Origin of the sequence: Pseudomonas sp. MPDS (genome assembly GCF_013283895.1) — a bacterium.
Taxonomy (GTDB): domain Bacteria; phylum Pseudomonadota; class Gammaproteobacteria; order Pseudomonadales; family Pseudomonadaceae; genus Aquipseudomonas; species Aquipseudomonas rhizophila.
In genome coordinates this window covers 937,501-958,115 of sequence record NZ_CP054128.1, presented here as the reverse complement: position 1 = coordinate 958,115, position 20,615 = coordinate 937,501, and the positions used below count along the sequence as shown (strand labels likewise).

Sequence of the window (20,615 nt, the reverse complement as noted above, 5' to 3'; positions counted from 1 at the left end):
ACAGCTAATGCGTGCCCGACCTTACTCTTATCGACTCAATAAAATGAAAAACTGCAAAACGGCCGATTACTTCGGACGCTTGGTACCGTACTTCGAACGACCCTGGTTACGACCTTTAACGCCGGAAGTATCCAAAGAACCGCGAACGGTGTGGTAACGAACACCTGGCAAGTCTTTTACACGACCGCCGCGGATCAGTACCACGCTGTGCTCTTGCAGGTTGTGGCCTTCACCACCGATGTACGAGGAAACCTCGAAACCGTTGGTCAGACGCACACGGCATACTTTACGCAGTGCCGAGTTAGGTTTTTTCGGCGTGGTGGTATACACACGGGTGCATACGCCACGACGTTGCGGGCAGTTCTGCAGCGCAGGCACGTCGGATTTCTCGACGATACGCTTACGCGGCTGACGTACCAGCTGGTTGATAGTTGCCATCTACTAGCTCCACTGTTGTCTTGCGACGCTATTGTCTTACAAGAAAAGCAAAATGGCAGGAACGAATTCCCGCCAAATTTAGGGGATCAAGAGTCTAAAGAGGATCTTGTTCCCAGTCAAGGCAAGGCCCCGACCTCCCCGCCCGCCGGATCTCGACATTTTGTCTCGATCCAGCAAACGGGATGACCAGGGCCAGGCACTTAATTACCGCAGAACTCAGTTACCGCTCGAGTTCAGTGCTTCGGTCAGTGCAGCTTCCACTTCACTGGCGCTTACGCGCAACGGCTTGTCTGCATCACGACGACGCTTGCGCTCGCTGTGATAGGCCAAACCGGTACCAGCCGGGATCAGACGACCCACGACCACGTTTTCTTTCAGGCCGCGCAGGTAATCGCGCTTGCCGGTTACCGCCGCTTCGGTCAGTACACGGGTGGTTTCCTGGAAGGAAGCCGCCGAGATGAACGATTCGGTGGACAACGACGCCTTGGTGATACCCAGCAGCACGCGAGTGAACTTGGAGACGAACTTGTCTTCCGTCGCCAGGCGCTCGTTTTCCACCAGTACGTGAGTCAGCTCCATCTGGTCGCCCTTGATGAAACTCGAATCGCCGGATTCAGCGATCTCAACTTTACGCAGCATCTGACGCAGGATGGTCTCGATGTGCTTGTCGTTGATCTTCACGCCTTGCAGACGGTAAACGTCCTGGATCTCGTTCACGATGTACTTGGCCAGCGCACTCACACCCAGCAGACGCAGGATGTCGTGTGGATCGCTCGGGCCGTCGGAGATAACTTCGCCGCGGTTTACCTGTTCGCCTTCGAAGACGTTCAGGTGACGCCACTTCGGAATCAGCTCTTCGTACGGATCGCTACCGTCGTTCGGCGTGATGACCAGACGGCGCTTGCCCTTGGTCTCTTTACCGAACGCGATGGTGCCGCTGACTTCAGCCAGAATCGAGGCTTCTTTCGGACGACGGGCTTCGAACAAGTCGGCAACACGCGGCAGACCACCGGTGATGTCGCGGGTTTTCGAAGTTTCCTGCGGGATACGAGCGATAACATCACCGATCGCGATCCGCGCACCGTCCGCAACACCGACCAGGGCGTTGGCTGGCAGGAAATACTGAGCGATTACGTCAGTGCCTGGCAGCAACAGATCCTTGCCGTTGTCGTCGACCATCTTCACGGCCGGACGGATGTCCTTGCCAGCAGCTGGACGATCTTTCGCGTCAAGTACTTCAATGTTGGTCATACCGGTCAATTCGTCAGTCTGACGCTTGATCGTGATGCCTTCTTCCATGCCCACGTAGGTCACGGTACCTTTCATTTCGGTCACGATCGGGTGGGTGTGCGGATCCCACTTGGCCACGATAGCGCCAGCGTCGACCTTGTCACCTTCCTTGACCGAAATCACAGCACCGTACGGCAGCTTGTAGCGCTCGCGCTCGCGACCGAAGTCGTCAGCGATCGCCAGCTCACCGGAACGGGATACAGCCACCAGGTGACCGTCCACGCGCTCTACGTGCTTGAGGTTGTGCAGACGGACAGTACCGCCATTCTTCACCTGAACGCTGTCAGCTGCGGAGGTTCGGCTGGCCGCACCACCGATGTGGAACGTACGCATCGTCAGCTGGGTACCCGGCTCACCGATGGACTGGGCAGCGATAACGCCGACCGCTTCACCGATGTTCACCTGGTGACCACGAGCCAGGTCGCGACCGTAGCACTTGGCGCAGATGCCGTAGCGGGTTTCGCAGCTGATCGGCGAACGTACGATCACTTCGTCGATGCTGTTGAGTTCGATGAACTCGACCCACTTCTCGTCAACCAGGGTGCCGGCAGGAACGATTACGTCCTCGGTACCCGGCTTGAATACGTCACGGGCGATGACACGACCCAATACGCGCTCACCCAGCGGCTCTACAACGTCACCGCCTTCAATGTGCGGAGTCATTACCAGGCCGTGTTCGGTGCCGCAATCGATCTCGGTCACGACCAGATCCTGCGCAACGTCTACCAGACGACGAGTCAGGTAACCGGAGTTCGCCGTTTTCAACGCGGTATCCGCAAGACCCTTACGAGCACCGTGAGTGGAGATGAAGTACTGGAGTACGCTCAAACCTTCACGGAAGTTCGCGGTAATCGGGGTCTCGATGATAGAACCGTCCGGCTTGGCCATCAGGCCACGCATACCGGCGAGCTGACGGATCTGCGCAGCAGAACCCCGTGCGCCCGAGTCGGCCATCATGTACATCGAGTTGAAGGACTCTTGGTCGACTTCGTTGCCATGACGGTCGATGACCTTCTCTTTCGAGAGGTTGGCCATCATCGCCTTGGACACTTCGTCGTTCGCCTTGGACCAGAGGTCGATCACCTTGTTGTACTTCTCGCCCTGGGTTACCAGGCCGGAGGCGTACTGACTTTCGATCTCTTTCACTTCCTCGGTAGCAGCACCGATGATGCGGGCTTTTTCGTCCGGGATAACGAAGTCGTTAACACCGATGGAAACGCCGGAAATGGTCGAATAGGCAAAACCGGTGTACATCAACTGGTCAGCGAAGATCACGGTCTCTTTCAGACCAACCACGCGGTAGCACTGGTTGATCAGCTTGGAGATCGCCTTTTTCTTCATCGGCAGGTTGACGACGTCGAAGGACAGACCTTTTGGCACAACCTGGAACAACAGCGCACGGCCGACGGTGGTGTCGACGATACGGGTGTTGGTCACGCTGCCGCCATCACGATCGTTCACGGTTTCGTTGATCCGCACTTTGACCTTGGCGTGCAGTGCGGCTTCGCCGGCACGGAACACACGGTCAACTTCCTGCAGATCCGCGAACACACGACCTTCGCCCTTGGCGTTGATCGCTTCACGAGTCATGTAGTACAGACCCAATACAACGTCCTGCGACGGAACGATGATTGGCTCACCGTTGGCTGGCGACAGGATGTTGTTGGTCGACATCATCAGCGCACGCGCTTCGAGCTGGGCTTCCAGCGTCAGCGGTACGTGCACGGCCATTTGGTCGCCGTCGAAGTCGGCGTTGTACGCAGCACAGACCAGAGGGTGCAGCTGGATGGCTTTACCTTCGATCAGTACCGGTTCAAACGCCTGGATACCCAGACGGTGAAGGGTCGGTGCACGGTTGAGCAGCACTGGGTGTTCGCGAATCACTTCGGCGAGAACGTCCCAAACCTCTGGCAGCTCGCGCTCGACCATCTTCTTGGCGGCTTTGATGGTGGTCGCGAGACCACGCATTTCCAGCTTGCCGAAAATGAACGGCTTGAACAGCTCCAGAGCCATTTTCTTAGGCAGACCGCACTGGTGCAGACGCAGGGTCGGGCCTACGGTAATTACCGAACGACCGGAGTAGTCAACACGCTTACCGAGCAAGTTCTGACGGAAACGACCCTGCTTACCCTTGATCATGTCAGCCAGGGACTTCAGAGGACGCTTGTTGGAACCGGTGATAGCGCGGCCACGGCGACCGTTGTCGAGCAATGCGTCGACAGCTTCCTGCAACATACGCTTTTCGTTGCGCACGATGATGTCCGGAGCGGACAAATCGAGCAGGCGCTTCAAGCGGTTGTTACGGTTGATCACTCGACGATACAAATCGTTGAGGTCGGAAGTCGCGAAACGACCGCCATCGAGCGGAACCAGTGGACGCAGGTCTGGCGGCAGAACCGGCAGAACGGTCAGCACCATCCACTCAGGCAGGTTGCCGGAACCCTGGAAGGCTTCCATCAACTTCAGACGCTTGGACAGCTTCTTGATCTTGGTTTCGGAGTTGGTTTGCGGAATTTCTTCACGCAGACGGCCAATCTCGTGCTCCAGGTCGATCGCGTGCAGCAGTTCACGGACAGCTTCGGCACCCATGCGGGCATCGAAATCGTCGCCGAACTCTTCCAGCGCTTCGAAGTACTGCTCGTCGTTGAGCAGCTGACCTTTTTCAAGGGTGGTCATGCCCGGGTCGATAACGACATAGCTCTCGAAGTAGAGAACGCGCTCGATATCACGCAGGGTCATGTCCATCAGCAAGCCGATACGGGACGGCAGCGATTTCAGGAACCAGATGTGGGCAACCGGCGAGGCCAGTTCGATGTGCGCCATGCGCTCACGACGAACTTTTGCCAGCGCGACTTCAACGCCGCACTTCTCGCAGATCACACCACGGTGCTTCAAGCGCTTGTACTTACCGCACAGGCACTCGTAATCCTTTACCGGGCCAAAGATCTTGGCGCAGAACAGGCCGTCACGCTCGGGTTTGAACGTACGGTAGTTGATGGTTTCCGGCTTTTTAACTTCACCGAACGACCACGAACGGATCATCTCAGGCGAGGCCAATCCGATACGGATGGCGTCGAACTCTTCGACTTGACCCTGGTTTTTCAGCAAATTCAGTAGGTCTTTCAAGGCCTTTCCTCCTGGCGGAGCAGAGAGCGGGCAAAACAGCCCCGCTCTCGATTCGCGTCACGTGTTATTCGGTTTCCAGATCGATATCGATGCCGAGGGAACGAATTTCCTTGATCAACACGTTGAAAGACTCGGGCATGCCCGGCTCCATACGGTGATCGCCGTCCACGATGTTTTTGTACATCTTGGTCCGGCCGTTCACATCGTCCGACTTCACTGTGAGCATTTCTTGCAGAGTGTATGCGGCACCGTACGCTTCCAGTGCCCAGACCTCCATCTCCCCGAAACGCTGACCACCGAACTGCGCCTTACCACCCAGCGGCTGCTGGGTAACCAGGCTGTAAGAACCGGTAGAACGAGCGTGCATCTTGTCGTCTACCAAGTGGTTCAGCTTCAGCATGTACATGTAGCCAACGGTAACCGGGCGCTCGAACTTGTTGCCGGTACGGCCGTCGAACAGCTGCATCTGGCCGCTTTCCGGCAGGTCTGCCAGTTTCAGCATGGCCTTGATTTCGCTTTCCTTGGCACCGTCGAACACCGGAGTTGCCATTGGAACGCCGCCGCGCAGGTTCTTCGCCAGATCCAGGATTTCCTGGTCGGAGAAGGTATCCAGCTCTTCGTTGCGTCCGCCGATCTCGTTGTAGATCTCGTGCAGGAACTTACGCAGATCAGCAACCTTGCGCTGCTCTTCGATCATACGGTTGATCTTCTCGCCCAAGCCCTTGGCCGCGAGGCCCAGGTGGGTTTCAAGGATCTGACCAACGTTCATACGCGAAGGTACGCCCAACGGGTTGAGGACGACGTCGACCGGGGTGCCATTGGCATCGTGCGGCATGTCTTCAACCGGCATGATCACGGAGACCACACCCTTGTTACCGTGACGACCGGCCATCTTGTCGCCCGGCTGGATGCGACGACGGATTGCCAGGTAAACCTTGACGATTTTCAGCACGCCTGGAGCCAGGTCATCGCCTTGCTGCAGTTTGCGCTTCTTGTCTTCGAACTTGTCGTCCAGCAGACGGCGGCGATCAACGATATAGGCCTGGGCCTTCTCGAGCTGCTCGTTCAGAGCATCTTCAGCCATGCGCAGTTTGAACCACTGACCATGCTCAAGACCGTCGAGAACTTCGTCGGTGATTTCCTGACCTTTCTTCAGACCGGCGCCGCCTTCGGCTTTGTGGCCGACCAGAGCGGAGCGCAGACGCTCGAAAGTTGCGCCTTCAACGATACGGAACTCTTCGTTCAGGTCCTTGCGGATCTCGTCGAGTTGAGTCTTCTCGATAGACAGTGCACGAGCGTCACGCTCTACACCGTCGCGGGTGAAGACTTGTACGTCGATGACGGTACCCTTGGTGCCGGTAGGCACACGCAGGGAGGTGTCTTTAACGTCGCTGGCTTTTTCACCGAAGATGGCACGCAGCAGTTTTTCTTCCGGAGTCAGTTGAGTCTCGCCTTTCGGAGTGACCTTACCAACCAGGATGTCGCCTGCGCCTACTTCAGCACCTACGTAAACGATACCGGCCTCGTCCAGCTTGTTCAGTGCGGCTTCACCCACGTTAGGGATGTCCGCAGTGATTTCCTCTGGGCCAAGCTTGGTGTCACGAGCCACACAGGTCAGTTCCTGAATGTGAATCGTGGTAAAGCGATCTTCCTGAACAACACGCTCGGACAGGCAGATGGAGTCTTCGAAGTTGAAGCCGTTCCATGCCATGAACGCGATGCGCATGTTCTGGCCCAGTGCCAGTTCACCCATATCGGTGGACGGGCCGTCAGCCATGATGTCGCTACGCTGAACCCGATCACCCTTGCTCACCAGCGGACGCTGGTTAATGCAGGTGTTCTGGTTGGAGCGGGTGTATTTGGTCAGGTTGTAGATGTCGACACCGGCTTCGCCAGTTTCAACTTCGTCATCGGCAACACGAACCACGATACGGCTGGCGTCGACGGAATCGATCACGCCACCACGACGAGCCACGACGCAAACGCCGGAGTCACGGGCAACGTTACGTTCCATGCCGGTACCTACCAGCGGCTTGTCGGCACGCAGGGTCGGTACAGCTTGACGCTGCATGTTCGAGCCCATCAACGCACGGTTGGCGTCGTCGTGCTCGAGGAACGGAATCAACGATGCCGCCACCGAAACAACCTGCTTGGGCGAAACGTCCATCAAGGTGACGTCTTCTGGCGCCTTGACGGTGAACTCGTTCAGGTGACGAACAGCTACCAGCTCGTCGATCAGCTGACCTTTTTCGTTCATGGTCGCCGAAGCCTGAGCGATCACGTGATCGGCTTCTTCGATAGCGGACAGGAACACGATCTCGTCGGTCACCAGACCTTCTTTCACCACACGGTACGGGCTCTCGAGGAAGCCATACTGGTTGGTGCGAGCATAGGCTGCCAGCGAGTTGATCAGACCGATGTTCGGACCTTCCGGCGTTTCAATCGGGCATACACGACCGTAGTGAGTCGGGTGTACGTCACGAACTTCGAAGCCTGCGCGCTCACGGGTCAGACCGCCCGGGCCGAGTGCAGATACACGACGCTTGTGGGTAATCTCCGACAGCGGGTTGTTCTGGTCCATGAACTGAGAGAGCTGGCTCGAACCGAAGAACTCCTTCACCGCAGCAGCCACTGGCTTGGCGTTGATCAGATCCTGCGGCATCAGGCCTTCGCTTTCAGCCATCGACAGACGTTCCTTGACCGCGCGCTCTACACGCACCAGGCCAACACGGAACTGGTTCTCGGCCATCTCGCCTACGCAGCGGACACGACGGTTACCCAGGTGGTCGATGTCATCGACGATGCCTTTGCCGTTACGGATGTCGACCAGGGTCTTGAGCACCGCAACGATGTCGTCCTTGTTCAGCACGCCCGAACCTTCGATTTCGGTACGACCGATACGACGGTTGAACTTCATCCGGCCGACCGCAGACAGGTCATAGCGCTCAGGACTGAAGAACAGGTTGTTGAACAGGGTCTCGGCTGCGTCTTTGGTTGGCGGCTCGCCTGGACGCATCATGCGATAGATCTCGACCAGGGCTTCCAGCTGGTTGCCGGTGGAATCGATCTTCAGCGTGTCGGAGATGAACGGACCGCAGTCGATATCGTTGGTGTACAGAGTTTCAATGCGAACAACCTGGGCCTTGGCGATTTTTGCCAGGATCTCGGTGTTCAGCTCGGTGTTGCACTCTGCCAGGATTTCGCCGGTAGCTGGATGCACGATGACCTTGGCCGTGGTGCGACCCAGAACGTAGTCGATCGGCACCTGCAGCTCTTTGATCCCGGCTTTTTCCAGCTGGTTGATGTGGCGAGCGGTGATACGACGACCCTGCTCGACAATAACCTTGCCTTTGTCGTCCTGAATATCGAGGACAGCGATTTCACCGCGCAGGCGCTGAGGCACCAGTTCCAGGCTGAGATTCTCACCCTGCACATGGAAAACGTTGGTGGTGTAGAACGCGTCCAGCACTTCCTCAGTGGTATAGCCGAGCGCGCGCAGCAGTACCGATGCAGGCAGCTTGCGGCGACGGTCGATACGCACGAATACGCAGTCTTTCGGGTCGAACTCAAAGTCCAGCCACGAACCGCGGTAAGGAATGATGCGCGCGGAATAAAGCAGTTTGCCGGAGCTGTGCGTCTTGCCACGGTCGTGGTCGAAGAACACGCCCGGAGAACGGTGCAGCTGGGAAACGATTACACGCTCGGTACCGTTGATTACGAAGGTACCGTTCTCAGTCATCAGGGGGATTTCACCCATGTAGACTTCTTGCTCTTTGATGTCCTTGATCGCTTTGTTCGACGATTCTTTGTCGAAAATGATCAGGCGCACTTTTACCCGCAAAGGTACGGCGTAAGTCACACCGCGCAATACGCATTCTTTGACATCAAATGCCGGTTCGCCCAGGCGATAACCGACGTACTCCAGCGCAGCATTGCCGGAGTAGCTGATGATCGGGAAAACGGATTTGAAGGCCGCATGCAGGCCCACGTCGCGGAACTGATCTTTAGTCGCTCCCGCTTGCAAGAATTCACGATACGAATCCAGCTGGATGGCCAGGAGGTACGGCACATCCATGACGTCCGGCAACTTGCTAAAGTCCTTGCGGATACGTTTTTTCTCAGTATATGAGTAAGCCATCAGCGTTCCCCAGCTTGGTCACCTGCTTGTTTGGCCCCTCCCGACGGGAGCAGCCAGAAAATCGTGCAAACCCCATGGTTTGCGCCACCACATCGGGTGGATACAGCGCGCTATAAGCACCGACCCAGTCGGCTGCCAATAACGGAAAAAGGCCGGTGGCAAAAGCCACCAGCCATCAGCCTGTCGCTTAACGCTCGGGCTGGAGACGCAAAGTCGATGCTTACTTCAGCTCGACTTTAGCGCCTGCTTCTTCCAGAGCGGCCTTGGCTTTGTCAGCTGCGTCTTTGGCAACAGCTTCCAGAACCATGGCAGGAGCGCCGTCAACTACAGCCTTGGCTTCTTTCAGGCCCAGACCGGTCAGTTCACGTACTGCCTTGATCACGTTTACTTTCTTCTCGCCAGCTTCGGTCAGCATGACGTTGAATTCGGTTTGCTCTTCAACAACGGCGGCAGCAGCAGCTGGACCAGCGGAAGCAGCGGCAGCGGAAACGCCGAATTTCTCTTCGAAAGCTTTGATCAGCTCAACAACCTGCAGAACCGACATTTCAGCTACGGCGTTGAGGATATCGTCTTGGGAGATAGACATTACTGTATTTCCTGAATTGGGGGACGGCCTACGCGGCCATCGAAATAAACAAAAAAGCGCGAGAGGAAGTGCTCAGCCTTAGGCTGCGGCAGCTTCTTTTTGCTCGCGAACTGCAGCCAGAGTACGAGCCAGCTTGCTGGTAGCGCCTTGAATCACGCTCATCAGCTGCGAAATGGCTTCGTCGCGGGTCGGCAGTGTTGCCAGTACATCGATCTGATTAGCTGCGAGGAACTTGCCCTCGAACGCAGCTGCCTTGATCTCGAACTTGTCCTGACCCTTGGCGAATTCCTTGAACAAACGGGCAGCAGCGCCTGGATGATCTTTGGAGAACGCGATCAGGGTCGGGCCGGTGAACACGTCGTTGAGAACACTGTATTCAGTGTCAGCAACTGCGCGCTTGAGCAGGGTGTTACGTACGACACGTACGTAAACACCAGCTTCACGGGCCTCTTTACGGAGTCCGGTCATTGCGCCTACTGTTACGCCACGGGCATCAGCCACGACAGCGGACAGAGCGACTTTGGCAGCCTCGTTGACTTCAGCGACGATGGCCTTCTTGTCTTCGAGATTAATTGCCACGGGTTTAACTCCTGCTTGTTACCGTTTCATTCGGTCGAAACCGAATGTCGTTTTGGTGTCTGATTCGGTAAGGAACCGGGAGCACCATCTGCGTAGGCTTGTGGTTTAAGACTTGCGTCGCCTACGGTCTTGGACAGCCCCCGCCAGGCAGGGACCCCAATTTTTCGATTGGCGCAATCGCTTGCGCCAATCTGAGTCTTACGCGTCGAGCGAGCTCTGATCGATGACCAGACCTGGGCCCATAGTGGTGCTCAGGGTAACGCGCTTGACGTAGATGCCTTTCGAAGAAGCTGGCTTGATACGCTTCAGATCAGCGATCAGGGCTTCTACGTTTTCCTTCAACTTGACGGCGTCGAAGCCAATCTTGCCAACGGAGGTGTGAATGATGCCGTTCTTGTCGGTGCGATAACGAACCTGACCAGCCTTGGCGTTTTTAACCGCGGTAGCTACGTCTGGCGTTACGGTGCCGACTTTAGGGTTAGGCATCAGACCACGTGGACCGAGGATCTGACCCAACTGACCCACAACGCGCATGGCATCCGGGGATGCGATAACTACGTCATAGTTCAGGTCGCCGCCTTTCATTTCAGCAGCCAGATCGTCCATGCCTACGCGGTCAGCACCAGCAGCCAGAGCAGCTTCAGCTGCTGGGCCCTGGGTGAAAACAGCTACACGAACGGTCTTGCCAGTGCCGTGTGGCAGCACGGTAGCGCTACGAACGACCTGGTCGGATTTACGCGGGTCAACACCCAGGTTTACAGCAACGTCGAACGACTCGCTGAACTTGACAGTCGACAGCTCGGCCAGCAGAGCGGCGGCGTCTACAAAGTTGTAGGCCTTGCCTGCTTCGATTTTGCCGGCGATAGCCTTTTGACGCTTGGTCAGCTTAGCCATTACACACCCTCCACGTTAAGGCCCATGCTACGAGCAGAACCGGCGATAGTACGCACGGCTGCATCCATATCAGCTGCAGTCAGATCCGCGTTTTTGGTTTTCGCGATTTCTTCCAGCTGGGCACGGGTAACGGTGCCAACCTTAACGGTGTTTGGACGAGCGGAACCGCTGGTCAAACCTGCAGCCTTCTTCAGCAGAACCGAAGCAGGGGTGCTTTTAGTTTCGAAGGTGAAGCTACGGTCGCTGTAGACAGTGATGATCACTGGAGTTGGCAGACCTGGCTCAAGACCCTGAGTACGGGCGTTGAAGGCCTTGCAGAATTCCATGATGTTCACGCCGTGCTGACCCAGGGCAGGACCAACAGGTGGGCTTGGGTTAGCCTGAGCGGCCTTCACTTGCAGCTTGATGTAAGCGGTAATTTTCTTGGCCATGAGGCACTCCAATTACGGGTTCTAGCGCCTCGAAAGGCTCCCCGGTTACTTGCGCGTTTATCCCAGTGACGACAAAACCCCACAGCCTAGGGCTGCGGGGTTGGGATGCCTGTTCAATCAGACCTTTTCGACCTGACTGAACTCTAGCTCTACCGGAGTAGAGCGACCGAAAATGAGCACTGCCACTTGGATCCGGCTCTTTTCGTAGTTAACTTCTTCAACCGTGCCATTAAAGTCAGCGAATGGGCCGTCAGTGACCCGAACAACTTCACCTGGCTCAAACAGTGTTTTTGGCTTCGGCTTATCGCTACCATCAGCGACGCGACGCAGAATCGCTTCTGCCTCTTTATCTGTAATCGGTGCAGGCTTGTCAGCGGTACCGCCGATGAAGCCCATCACCCGAGGGGTATCCTTGACCAAGTGCCAAGTCCCTTCGTTCATATCCATCTGTACCAGCACGTAGCCTGGAAAGAACTTGCGTTCACTTTTGCGCTTCTGGCCATTACGCATCTCAACCACTTCTTCAGTGGGGACCAGAATCTCGCCAAAGCCATCTTCCATGCCAGCCAGCTTTACGCGCTCTACCAGCGAGCGCATGACATGCTTCTCGTAACCCGAGTAAGCATGCACAACGTACCAACGCTTAGCCACGGGACACCCTTAGCCAACAATCAAGGAAACAAGCCAGCCGAGCAGGGAATCGAGCCCCCACAACAGCAACGCCATTACCAGAACAACAGCCACAACGATCAACGTGGTCTGCGTGGTTTCTTGGCGAGTCGGCCATACGACTTTACGAATCTCGGTGCGAGCTTCCTTAGCGAGTACAAAGAAAGACTTGCCCTTAGCCGTTTGCAGCCCCACAAAGGCAGCAACAGCGGCAATGGCAAGCAATGCAAGTACACGGTACAGGATCGGCGAAGCAGAGTAATACTGATTGCCAACAACGCCAACAACCACCAAAGCGACTACCACTAGCCACTTGAGCAGATCGAAGCGAGAGCCTTGAGCTTCAGCTTTAGGAGTCATCTATGAAGATCCTGTGAAAAGAAAGCCAGACACACCAAGTGAATCTGGCAGGTCAGGAGGGAATCGAACCCCCAACCTACGGTTTTGGAGACCGTCGCTCTGCCAATTGAGCTACTGACCTAAAACAAAATCAGGCCGACCATTATGCCGGCCCGAAAAAGACATTACAACTGTTTACTCGATGACTTTGGCTACGACACCAGCGCCGACGGTACGACCGCCTTCACGGATAGCGAAACGCAGACCGTCTTCCATCGCGATGGTCTTGATCAGAGTGACAGTCATCTGGATGTTGTCACCTGGCATTACCATTTCAACGCCTTCTGGCAGCTCGCAGTTACCGGTCACGTCAGTTGTACGGAAGTAGAACTGTGGACGGTAGCCTTTGAAGAACGGAGTATGACGGCCGCCTTCTTCCTTGCTCAGAACGTAAACTTCTGCAGTGAACTTGGTGTGCGGCTTGACGGTGCCTGGCTTGACCAGAACCTGGCCACGCTCAACGTCGTCACGCTTGGTGCCGCGCAGCAGTACGCCGCAGTTCTCGCCTGCACGACCTTCGTCGAGCAGCTTGCGGAACATTTCAACGCCGGTGCAGGTAGTTTTCTGAGTGTCGCGCAGACCGACGATCTCAACTTCTTCCTGGATGCGGACGATGCCACGCTCAACACGGCCAGTCACAACAGTACCGCGACCGGAGATCGAGAACACGTCTTCGATTGGCATCAGGAACGGCTTGTCGATAGCACGCTCTGGCTCTGGGATGTAGCTGTCCAGAGTTTCCACCAGCTTCTTGACAGCGGTGGTGCCCATTTCGTTGTCGTCTTGGCCGTTCAGAGCCATCAGAGCCGAACCGATGATGATTGGAGTGTCATCACCTGGGAAGTCGTAAGTGCTCAGCAGATCGCGCACTTCCATCTCAACCAGCTCCAGCAGCTCAGCGTCGTCAACCATGTCAGCCTTGTTCAGGAAGACAACGATGTACGGAACGCCTACCTGACGGGACAGCAGGATGTGCTCACGGGTTTGTGGCATCGGACCATCAGCGGCCGAGCAAACCAGGATCGCGCCGTCCATCTGGGCAGCACCAGTGATCATGTTTTTTACGTAGTCGGCGTGACCTGGACAGTCAACGTGTGCGTAGTGACGCACGGCCGAATCGTATTCAACGTGAGCGGTGTTGATGGTGATACCGCGAGCTTTCTCTTCCGGGGCGCTGTCGATCTTGTCGAAGTCAACCTTGGCCGAACCGAAAACTTCGGAGCAGACACGGGTCAGAGCAGCGGTCAGCGTGGTTTTACCGTGGTCGACGTGACCGATGGTGCCAACGTTGACGTGCGGCTTATTACGTTCGAACTTTTCCTTAGCCATCGAAATCACCCCTAGGAGAAGAATTTAGCAAGTCACACAAACCATTAAAACAAAGGCAGATATTTTCATATCTGCCTTGTTATATGGAGCTCTTGAGCGGATTTGAACCGCTGACCTCACCCTTACCAAGGGTGTGCTCTACCAACTGAGCTACAAGAGCGAAACACTATGCACAACCTGCAAACTTGGAGCGGGTAGCGGGAATCGAACCCGCATCATCAGCTTGGAAGGCTGAGGTTCTACCACTAAACTATACCCGCGGAGCTTGCAGCTCACGCTAAAACTGGTGGAGGGGGAAGGATTCGAACCTTCGAAGTCGTAGACGTCAGATTTACAGTCTGATCCCTTTGGCCGCTCGGGAACCCCTCCTAAGCGAGCCGGCATTCTATATCATGCCAGCCTTCTGTCAAGCATTTTCTCATAAAAAACCTGAGGTTAGCTGCGTTGACGCCGCTTCGTGGCGCTAGCCATTGAAGGCCTTCGCTGCGAAGCGGGCGCCATTCTATGCAAACTACCCTGCGGGTGCAACCCCCTCACAGGGCATTATTTTATGTTTTAACTCATTGAATTCTTTAGAAAGGTTTTGAAGCAGCGTTTCATTCACCTTCATCGCGCTATCTGGCGAAATCAGAACCCAAAATCCTTCTCCCTCAGGCAGATTCGGTGAGCCCTGCGCAATGGAGCGAGCCGCGATCCCGGATGCCGCGAGCCGCTGCTCCAGCTGGCGCGCCATTTCAATCCGGGTGAAGCCACCAAGATAAACACATGCGCCTCGACCAGCAGACTTGCCTGAATCCCGCCTTACAAGCGCATCTGCCGTTTCGCTCAAGAGATGAATATCCTGCTGCGAGCCCCGGTACAAACTCAACGGAGTCACATCTTTTGCCCGAAGCGGAGCCTCCTGTTGATGCCAGACGTAATAAAAGACATTCAAAACCACCAACAGCAGAAAAAGCCACCGCATAGGAACCTCAAGACAAAGGACAGGCCATCGCCAAACCAACAAAAACCAGATCAGGCACTACCTTGGCATCAGGCACAACACCGGATACCAAATTGGCATCTCCTCCCGTGAGAAATACTACGAAGTCGTTCCCCCAATATTCTTTAGCCAGTTCAAGCTGAGTCAGGACAAATCCTCTGAGCATGAGCATGCAACCGCGCTCCACCGCCTCTACAGTCTCGCGACCAGGGGCGAGGCTCTCGTGAGCCCGCTCGGCAGCCGTATCGTCATAGCGAATCCGTCGGGTATGAGTGCGCAACTGATTACGCATCAAAGGCATACCAGGACAAATGAACCCCCCTAGATGCTCACCGTCCGCAGCCACGAAATCCGCTGTAACGGCCGTACCGAAATCGAGCACCAGGCAGGCTCCCGAAGCAAGATGGAAGCCCCCAAGCAAAGCCAACCATCGATCGAGCCCTAGCCGCTCGTAATCGTTGTAACCGTTCTTAACACCGGCCAACTCCCGAACAGGCACAGCGCGTGAGACAGACACTCCAAAAACATCAATTAGTAGAGCAACCAACGAATCCGTCTCTTGCGGAGTCCTCACGCTAACGAGACGGCATTTCTTGAGCTTAAATTTATCGGCGTCACTCAAGCTTGCCAGCAGGGCACTATCGGTACCAACCACCCCTCCTTCGATCGGTGTTACGCCGTCGAAGTCAAGGACACGCCACTTGATAAAGCTATTGCCGCAATCGAGCTCAAGAATCATCACGCAACCTCAAACTGAGCTCACCACCGCTAAAGATTTTTTCCACGCCATCTACCTTCAAACGCAGCGCGCCCTGACGATCAATGCCCATCACAACCCCGTCAACCTGGTTGATACCGGCAATCAGGGAAACATTCCGCCCCTGCCACAGATGGTATCGCTCCCATTCCTCCTGGATCGCGGAGAAACCCGACACCTGGTGGAGCCTGAGGTAATGCTGAAACTTCGCGGCCAGCCGTCCAACCAGCTCGTTTCGATCAAAATCCCTGCCCGCCTCAAGGCACATGGACGTCCATTGCTGGTCGACCTCATCGGTCGACCGCATATTCACATTAATCCCTACGCCGAGAACAACGTGGCAAACGTCTGCTGGATCCCCCACCAATTCAAGCAAGATGCCCGCGATTTTCTTATCACCTACCAGGACATCGTTAGGCCACTTCAGCCCAGCCCCCGCGATCCCCATATCATGCAAGGCGTGCATAACTGCAAGCCCCACAACCAGGCTGAGCCCCTCAATTTGGCGCATGCCACCATCAATTCGCAGCACCAGACTGTGGTAAAGATTGTCGGCAAACGGACTCACCCACTTGCGACCACGACGACCACGACCGGCTGTCTGTCGCTCGGCCAAAATCATAAATGGCGCGCCCATTCCACGCTCTATGGCGCGAAGCGCTTCAGCGTTGGTCGAATCAATGGAGTCAAATATATGGATGGGCCACTCACAGGACTCTTTGGCGCTAATCTCAGCCGAGTCCAAAAGCAGCAGCGGCTTAGCCAGCTGATAACCTCTACCTCGAACCTTATGAACAGATAGCCCTAACTCCGCCTCCAGGTGCTGCAACTGCTTCCATACAGCACTACGACTGATACCCAGCGCAGTACCCAGCGCCTGACCCGAGTGGAAGCGGCCATCTTTCAGAAGTTTAAGCAACGTGAGCATGCAAACTGCACCTGATAATGAGGCCCGCATGATAGCGATGCGCAAGACCGTTGCATAGAAACACAAATGGTCTTTCCTGCGGGCAAAACAAAACCCCTACCTGCGTCAGCAGATAGGGGTTTCGGAATTTAATCTTGACGATGACCTACTCTCACATGGGGAAACCCCACACTACCATCGGCGATGCATCGTTTCACTGCTGAGTTCGGGATGGGATCAGGTGGTTCCAATGCTCTATGGTCGTCAAGAAATTCGGTAGCCAGCGCGTGCCTTGCGGTCACGTTCCAGCGAATGGGTATGTGATAGGTTTGTGTGTTGTGCGAACTTTCGGTTCATAGCGTCTTCACACACCGCAATCTGGTGCCCTGTATCGGGTCAACAAATTGCTTGGGTGTTATATGGTCAAGCCTCACGGGCAATTAGTATGGGTTAGCTCAACGCCTCACAGCGCTTACACACCCCACCTATCAACGTCGTAGTCTTCGACGGCCCTTCAGGGGACTCAAGGTCCCAGTGAGATCTCATCTTGAGGCAAGTTTCCCGCTTAGATGCTTTCAGCGGTTATCTTTTCCGAACATAGCTACCCGGCAATGCCACTGGCGTGACAACCGGAACACCAGAGGTTCGTCCACTCCGGTCCTCTCGTACTAGGAGCAGCCCCTCTCAAATCTCAAACGTCCACGGCAGATAGGGACCGAACTGTCTCACGACGTTCTAAACCCAGCTCGCGTACCACTTTAAATGGCGAACAGCCATACCCTTGGGACCGGCTTCAGCCCCAGGATGTGATGAGCCGACATCGAGGTGCCAAACACCGCCGTCGATATGAACTCTTGGGCGGTATCAGCCTGTTATCCCCGGAGTACCTTTTATCCGTTGAGCGATGGCCCTTCCATACAGAACCACCGGATCACTAAGACCTACTTTCGTACCTGCTCGACGTGTCTGTCTCGCAGTCAAGCGCGCTTTTGCCTTTATACTCTACGACCGATTTCCGACCGGTCTGAGCGCACCTTCGTACTCCTCCGTTACTCTTTAGGAGGAGACCGCCCCAGTCAAACTACCCACCATACACTGTCCTCGATCCGGATAACGGACCTGAGTTAGAACCTCAAAGTTGCCAGGGTGGTATTTCAAGGATGGCTCCACGCGAACTGGCGTCCACGCTTCAAAGCCTCCCACCTATCCTACACAAGCAAATTCAAAGTCCAGTGCAAAGCTATAGTAAAGGTTCACGGGGTCTTTCCGTCTAGCCGCGGATACACTGCATCTTCACAGCGATTTCAATTTCACTGAGTCTCGGGTGGAGACAGCGCCGCCATCGTTACGCCATTCGTGCAGGTCGGAACTTACCCGACAAGGAATTTCGCTACCTTAGGACCGTTATAGTTACGGCCGCCGTTTACCGGGGCTTCGATCAAGAGCTTCGCGTTAGCTAACCCCATCAATTAACCTTCCGGCACCGGGCAGGCGTCACACCCTATACGTCCACTTTCGTGTTTGCAGAGTGCTGTGTTTTTAATAAACAGTCGCAGCGGCCTGGTATCTTCGACCGGCGTGGGCTTACGCAGCAAGTGCTTCACCCTCACCGGCGCACCTTCTCCCGAAGTTACGGTGCCATTTTGCCTAGTTCCTTCACCCGAGTTCTCTCAAGCGCCTTGGTATTCTCTACCCAACCACCTGTGTCGGTTTGGGGTACGGTTCCTGGTTACCTGAAGCTTAGAAGCTTTTCTTGGAAGCATGGCATCAACCACTTCGTCACCCAAAGGGTAACTCGTCATCAGCTCTCGGCCTTAGAATCCCGGATTTACCTAAGATTCCAGCCTACCACCTTAAACTTGGACAACCAACGCCAAGCTGGCCTAGCCTTCTCCGTCCCTCCATCGCAATAACCAGAAGTACAGGAATATTAACCTGTTTTCCATCGACTACGCTTTTCAGCCTCGCCTTAGGGACCGACTAACCCTGCGTCGATTAACGTTGCGCAGGAAACCTTGGTCTTTCGGCGTGGGTGTTTTTCACACCCATTGTCGTTACTCATGTCAGCATTCGCACTTCTGATACCTCCAGCAAGCTTCTCAACTCACCTTCACAGGCTTACAGAACGCTCCTCTACCGCATCACCTAAGTGATACCCGTAGCTTCGGTGTATGGTTTGAGCCCCGTTACATCTTCCGCGCAGGCCGACTCGACTAGTGAGCTATTACGCTTTCTTTAAAGGGTGGCTGCTTCTAAGCCAACCTCCTAGCTGTCTAAGCCTTCCCACATCGTTTCCCACTTAACCATAACTTTGGGACCTTAGCTGACGGTCTGGGTTGTTTCCCTTTTCACGACGGACGTTAGCACCCGCCGTGTGTCTCCCATGCTCGGCACTTGTAGGTATTCGGAGTTTGCATCGGTTTGGTAAGTCGGGATGACCCCCTAGCCGAAACAGTGCTCTACCCCCTACAGTGATACATGAGGCGCTACCTAAATAGCTTTCGAGGAGAACCAGCTATCTCCGAGCTTGATTAGCCTTTCACTCCGATCCACAGGTCATCCGCTAACTTTTCAACGGTAGTCGGTTCGGTCCTCCAGTTAGTGTTACCCAACCTTCAACCTGCCCATGGATAGATCGCCCGGTTTCGGGTCTATTCCCAGCGACTAGACGCCCTATTAAGACTCGCTTTCGCTACGCCTCCCCTATTCGGTTAAGCTCGCCACTGAAAATAAGTCGCTGACCCATTATACAAAAGGTACGCAGTCACCCAACAAAGTGGGCTCCCACTGCTTGTACGCATACGGTTTCAGGATCTATTTCACTCCCCTCTCCGGGGTTCTTTTCGCCTTTCCCTCACGGTACTAGTTCACTATCGGTCAGTCAGTAGTATTTAGCCTTGGAGGATGGTCCCCCCATATTCAGACAAAGTTTCTCGTGCTCCGTCCTACTCGATTTCATGACTAAGAGATTTTCGCGTACAGGGCTATCACCCACTATGGCCGCACTTTCCAGAGCGTTCCGCTAATCTCAAAGCCACTTAAGGGCTAGTCCCCGTTCGCTCGCCACTACTAAGGGAATCTCGGTTGATTTCTTTTCCTCAGGGTACTTAGATGTTTCAGTTCCCCTGGTTCGCCTCTTGCACCTATGTATTCAGTACAAGATAACCATCTTATGATGGCTGGGTTCCCCCATTCAGACATCTCCGGATCAAAGTCTGTTTGCCGACTCCCCGAAGCTTTTCGCAGGCTACCACGTCTTTCATCGCCTCTGACTGCCAAGGCATCCACCGTATGCGCTTCTTCACTTGACCATATAACCCCAAGCAATCTGGTTATACTGTGAAGACGACATTCGCCGAAAATTCGCATGCTCTAAGAGCAACTCACAAATTTTACCTTAGCCTGATCCGTTACCAGTGAAAGTAACGTCCAGTCTATCTTTCTATCACATACCCAAATTTTTAAAGAACGATCTAATCAAAAGACTAGAAATCAACATTCAGCACCGTCTTGGTGGAATGCTCATTTCTAAGCTTTAAACGTTGGTGCCAATCTGTAATGGTGGAGCCAAGCGGGATCGAACCGCTGACCTCCTGCGTGCAAGGCAGGCGCTCTCCCAGCTGAGCTATGGCCCCGTATCGCTACAGGGAACACCATGAAATTGGTGGGTCTGGGCAGATTCGAACTGCCGACCTCACCCTTATCAGGGGTGCGCTCTAACCAACTGAGCTACAGACCCAATCGTCTTCTTCAATGAATCAAGCAATTCGTGTGGGAGCTCATGAAGCAGCTGCGGTCGTCGATTAAGGAGGTGATCCAGCCGCAGGTTCCCCTACGGCTACCTTGTTACGACTTCACCCCAGTCATGAATCACACCGTGGTAACCGTCCCCCCGAAGGTTAGACTAGCTACTTCTGGTGCAACCCACTCCCATGGTGTGACGGGCGGTGTGTACAAGGCCCGGGAACGTATTCACCGCGACATTCTGATTCGCGATTACTAGCGATTCCGACTTCACGCAGTCGAGTTGCAGACTGCGATCCGGACTACGATCGGTTTTGTGGGATTAGCTCCACCTCGCGGCTTGGCA

General features: G+C 55.1%; 13 protein-coding genes, 6 tRNA genes and 3 rRNA genes (1 of these 22 running past the window's edge). All 22 read right to left on the bottom strand.

Translation table 11 applies throughout. From position 1 onward, the window contains the following. Positions 1-66: 66 nt before the first annotated feature. Positions 67-438 (bottom strand): 30S ribosomal protein S12, encoded by a 372-nt coding sequence (gene rpsL, locus HQ912_RS04115; protein ID WP_003186084.1) that lies wholly within the window; start codon positions 436-438, stop codon positions 67-69. Positions 439-654: 216 nt separating this feature from the next. Further along, on the bottom strand, positions 655-4,854 hold the full coding sequence (gene rpoC / locus HQ912_RS04110; protein WP_047230482.1) for a DNA-directed RNA polymerase subunit beta': 4,200 nt from the start codon (positions 4,852-4,854) through the stop codon (positions 655-657). 64 nt (positions 4,855-4,918) lie between these two features. Beyond that, complete coding sequence (rpoB, locus tag HQ912_RS04105) at positions 4,919-8,992, bottom strand: DNA-directed RNA polymerase subunit beta (RefSeq protein ID WP_047230483.1); 4,074 nt, start codon at positions 8,990-8,992, stop codon at positions 4,919-4,921. 220 nt (positions 8,993-9,212) lie between these two features. Continuing rightward, a complete protein-coding gene (gene rplL, locus HQ912_RS04100; protein ID WP_027617682.1) occupies positions 9,213-9,578 on the bottom strand; it encodes a 50S ribosomal protein L7/L12 in 366 nt (121 codons plus the stop codon). Positions 9,579-9,656: 78 nt separating this feature from the next. After that, complete coding sequence (gene rplJ, locus HQ912_RS04095) at positions 9,657-10,157, bottom strand: 50S ribosomal protein L10 (protein ID WP_047230484.1); 501 nt, start codon at positions 10,155-10,157, stop codon at positions 9,657-9,659. A gap of 198 nt (positions 10,158-10,355) precedes the next feature. Further along, positions 10,356-11,051: a 50S ribosomal protein L1 gene (gene rplA, locus HQ912_RS04090; RefSeq protein ID WP_003186095.1), complete on the bottom strand. Its 696-nt coding sequence runs from the start codon at positions 11,049-11,051 to the stop codon at positions 10,356-10,358. After that, on the bottom strand, positions 11,051-11,482 hold the full coding sequence (rplK, locus tag HQ912_RS04085) for a 50S ribosomal protein L11 (protein ID WP_003176435.1): 432 nt from the start codon (positions 11,480-11,482) through the stop codon (positions 11,051-11,053). The genes rplA and rplK overlap by 1 nt, the downstream gene beginning before the upstream one ends. Positions 11,483-11,599: 117 nt before the next feature. Further along, a complete protein-coding gene (gene nusG / locus HQ912_RS04080; protein WP_003186097.1) occupies positions 11,600-12,133 on the bottom strand; it encodes a transcription termination/antitermination protein NusG in 534 nt (177 codons plus the stop codon). Between the two features lie 9 nt (positions 12,134-12,142). After that, the gene (gene secE, locus HQ912_RS04075) at positions 12,143-12,511 is read right to left on the bottom strand and encodes a preprotein translocase subunit SecE (RefSeq protein ID WP_003186101.1); all 369 of its coding nucleotides are present in this window, start codon (positions 12,509-12,511) and stop codon (positions 12,143-12,145) included. 45 nt (positions 12,512-12,556) lie between these two features. Further along, positions 12,557-12,632, bottom strand: a tRNA-Trp gene (locus HQ912_RS04070). Between the two features lie 53 nt (positions 12,633-12,685). Then, on the bottom strand, positions 12,686-13,879 hold the full coding sequence (gene tuf / locus HQ912_RS04065; RefSeq protein WP_003186103.1) for an elongation factor Tu: 1,194 nt from the start codon (positions 13,877-13,879) through the stop codon (positions 12,686-12,688). 84 nt (positions 13,880-13,963) lie between these two features. After that, a tRNA-Thr gene (locus tag HQ912_RS04060) sits at positions 13,964-14,039 on the bottom strand. 26 nt (positions 14,040-14,065) lie between these two features. After that, a tRNA-Gly gene (locus tag HQ912_RS04055) sits at positions 14,066-14,139 on the bottom strand. Between the two features lie 24 nt (positions 14,140-14,163). Further along, positions 14,164-14,248: transfer RNA gene (locus tag HQ912_RS04050), tRNA-Tyr, on the bottom strand. A 142-nt stretch (positions 14,249-14,390) separates the two neighbouring features. Then, a complete protein-coding gene (locus HQ912_RS04045; RefSeq protein ID WP_047230552.1) occupies positions 14,391-14,843 on the bottom strand; it encodes a hypothetical protein in 453 nt (150 codons plus the stop codon). Between the two features lie 7 nt (positions 14,844-14,850). Then, a complete protein-coding gene (locus HQ912_RS04040; RefSeq protein ID WP_047230553.1) occupies positions 14,851-15,600 on the bottom strand; it encodes a pantothenate kinase in 750 nt (249 codons plus the stop codon). Next, positions 15,590-16,546 carry a bifunctional biotin--[acetyl-CoA-carboxylase] ligase/biotin operon repressor BirA gene (gene birA / locus HQ912_RS04035; protein WP_047230554.1) on the bottom strand — a complete coding sequence of 319 codons (957 nt, stop codon included), beginning with the start codon at positions 16,544-16,546 and terminating at the stop codon, positions 15,590-15,592. The genes HQ912_RS04040 and birA overlap by 11 nt, the downstream gene beginning before the upstream one ends. A gap of 132 nt (positions 16,547-16,678) precedes the next feature. Then, a 5S ribosomal RNA gene (rrf, locus tag HQ912_RS04030) occupies positions 16,679-16,794 on the bottom strand. A 150-nt stretch (positions 16,795-16,944) separates the two neighbouring features. Next, positions 16,945-19,836: ribosomal RNA gene (locus HQ912_RS04025) — 23S ribosomal RNA — on the bottom strand. Between the two features lie 248 nt (positions 19,837-20,084). Next, positions 20,085-20,160 (bottom strand) — tRNA-Ala (locus HQ912_RS04020). A 27-nt stretch (positions 20,161-20,187) separates the two neighbouring features. Continuing rightward, positions 20,188-20,264 (bottom strand) — tRNA-Ile (locus HQ912_RS04015). 65 nt (positions 20,265-20,329) lie between these two features. Next, positions 20,330-20,615 (bottom strand): 16S ribosomal RNA (locus HQ912_RS04010); it runs 1,233 nt beyond the window's last position. Together the 16S, 23S and 5S rRNA genes with 2 tRNA genes alongside form the textbook arrangement of a ribosomal RNA operon.